A 2,617-nucleotide genomic window follows, 5' to 3' on the forward strand; every position below is an offset into this window, starting at 1 on the left:
CCCCGGGGGAGGAGCGTGCGGATCAGCCGGTCAGCGCCTCCAGGACGCGGTCCAGGGAGGTGCCGAGGTTCCAGCGGGCGGAGAGGGACTCCAGGGTCATCGGGTCGAGCGGCTCGGTCGGCAGGGCGGGGTCGAAGTCGGGGACCGGGGCGTCGGTGGCGACGCCGACCACGGTGGGGGCGACGTCCAGGTAGGCGGAGGCCTCCAGGAGGTTGCGGCGCCGGGCCGGGGTGAGCGCGGAGCCGATGTCCTGGGCGGCGGCGCGGATGCCGGAGAGGTCGCCGTACTCGTGGATCAGCTGGGCGGCCGTCTTCTCGCCGATGCCCTTGACGCCGGGCAGGCCGTCGCTCGGGTCGCCGCGCAGGGCGGCCAGGTCGGCGTATTGGGCGCCGCGCACGCCGTACTTCTCCAGCAGCAGCGCGTCATCGGTGACCTGCAGGTTGCCCATGCCCTTGACCGGGTAGAGCACGGTGATCGCGCGGGCGTCGTCGACCAGCTGGAACAGGTCCCGGTCGCCGGTGACGATCTGCACCGGGCCGGTGGCGCGCGCGGTCAGCGTGCCGATCACGTCGTCCGCCTCGTAGCCGGGGGAGCCGATCCGGGCGATGCCGAGCGCGTCCAGCACCTGCTCGATCACCGGGACCTGCGGGGCGAGAGTGTCCGGCACCTCCTCCTCGCCGTCCGTGGCGGCCTCGGCGACCCGGTGGGTCTTGTAGGAGGGGATGAGGTCCACCCGCCACTGGGGGCGCCAGTCGGCGTCCATGCAGGCGACTAGCTGGTCGGGCCGGTGGTCGTGGACCAGTCGGGCGATGAAGTCCAGCAGGCCCCGGACGGCGTTGACCGGCTCACCCTGCGGCGAGCGCAGGGTGTCCGGTACGCCGTAGTAGGCCCGGAAGTAGAGGCTGGCGGAGTCGAGCAGCATCAGGCGGGGTGCGGTCACGCCTCCGATCATGCCGTACCGGGAGGACATGGACGCCCCTAGTGCTCGTGCGGCCCGGCGCGGTGGACGGGGCCGTGGGCGTCGGCGCAGTGCTCGGGGGTGAGGTCGCCGGGGGTGGTGATCTGCAGCAGCGCGCCGGCCTCGTCCTCGCCGACGTGGTCGACCTGGAGGGTGCTGTGGGTGATGCCGTACTCGTCGGCGAGCCGGCGCTGGAGTCCGCGCCGCACCGCGTGGCAGTCGCCGCCGGGGGTGACCAGGATGTGCGCGGAGAGCGCGGGCTGGCCGGAGGTGATCTCCCAGATGTGCAGGTCGTGGATCTCCTCCACCAGCGGCTGGGCGACCAGCCGGTCGGCCACCGCGTCCGGGTCGACGCCCGCGGGCGCGGCCTCCAGGAAGATCCGGCCGGAGTCGCGGACCAGGCCGATGCCCGCCTTCAGCATCAGCGCGACCACGATCAGGGAGGCGATCGAGTCGGCCCGGGCGAAGCCGGTGGTCACCATGATCACACCGGCCACGGCGGTGGCGATGAACGCGTACAGGTCGGTGAGGACGTGCTGGAAGGCGCCCTCGACGTTCAGCGAGCTGCGGTTGGCCTTGGACATGCACCAGGTGGCGGCCACGTTCACCACGACCCCGACCAGCGCGGTGATCAGCACCAGCGAACCGGTCACCTCCGGCGGCTCGAACAGCCGGCTGATCGCCTCGTAGCCGAGCCAGGCGGACAGCACGAGCAGGGTGACGCCGTTGGCCTGGGCGGAGAGGATCTCGGCGCGCTTGAGGCCGTAGGTGTAACCGCCGCGCGCCGGGCGGGCGGAGAGCCGCATGGCGATGAGCGCGAGGACGATCGAGGCGGCGTCGGTGAGCATGTGCGCGGCGTCCGAGATCAGCGCCAGCGACTTGGCGGCGAAGCCGACCACCACCTCGCCGGCCATGAACACCACGATCAGCGCGAGCGCGCTCACCAGCCAGCGGCGGTCGGCGTCGGCGGCGACGCCGTGCGAGTGGCCGCCGTGGCCGCCGCCGTGACCGCCGTGACCACTATGGTCGTGCGAGTGACCCTGCTTCTGGTCATGCTCATGATCATGGTGGGAGTGTTCGTGGCCTGCCATCGAAGTCCTCTCCTGGAACGCATGAACGCACGGGGTAGGGAGCGGGGCGCGCGACCGCCTCGCACTCCGAAGTGAACCGCAGATCCGAGGAAGATCCAAAGGCTGCATTGGAGACCGTTGTCATTGCCGGACGGTAACCCCCGTCGGGTATCGTCACGCCGCCGCTGAACAGGGGAGACAGGCATGGAGACGACCGGACGGGTGAGCCTGGCGACGATCGCCCGCGAATGGGGCCGGATCGGCATCACCGGCTTCGGAGGACCGCCCGCGCACATCCTGCTGCTGCGCCGGCTCTGCGTGGAGCGGCGCAAGTGGTTCTCCCCGGACGAGTTCGAGGACGGCATCGCGGCGACCAACCTGCTGCCCGGACCGGCCTCCACCCAGCTCGCGATCCTCACCGCCTGGCGGCTGCGCGGCACCCCGGGCGCGCTGGTCGGCGGGGCCTGCTTCATCGTCCCCGGGCTCGTGCTGATCCTCGCCCTCGCCGAGCTGTTCCTGGCCGCCGTCGAGCGCGCCGAGCCCGGCACCGTCTGGCACGGCGTCGGCGAGTCGGCCGTCCCGGTGCGCG

General features: G+C 72.2%; 3 protein-coding genes. 1 reads left to right on the forward strand and 2 read right to left on the reverse strand.

Going from position 1 to position 2,617, the window contains the following annotated elements:
- Positions 1 to 22 precede the first annotated feature (22 nt).
- On the reverse strand, positions 23 to 922 hold the full coding sequence (locus ABD308_RS00385) for a 5'-3' exonuclease (protein ID WP_344322255.1): 900 nt from the start codon (positions 920 to 922) through the stop codon (positions 23 to 25).
- 56 nt (positions 923 to 978) lie between these two features.
- Positions 979 to 2,049: a cation diffusion facilitator family transporter gene (locus tag ABD308_RS00390; protein ID WP_344322173.1), complete on the reverse strand. Its 1,071-nt coding sequence runs from the start codon at positions 2,047 to 2,049 to the stop codon at positions 979 to 981.
- Positions 2,050 to 2,232: 183 nt separating this feature from the next.
- Between ABD308_RS00390 and ABD308_RS00395 the strand changes: the two genes are divergently transcribed.
- A partial coding sequence (locus ABD308_RS00395) for a chromate transporter (RefSeq protein ID WP_344322181.1) occupies positions 2,233 to 2,617 on the forward strand: 385 nt, incomplete at its 3' end.

The sequence above is a fragment of the Kitasatospora putterlickiae genome, from assembly GCF_039527695.1.
GTDB lineage: Bacteria > Actinomycetota > Actinomycetes > Streptomycetales > Streptomycetaceae > Kitasatospora > Kitasatospora putterlickiae.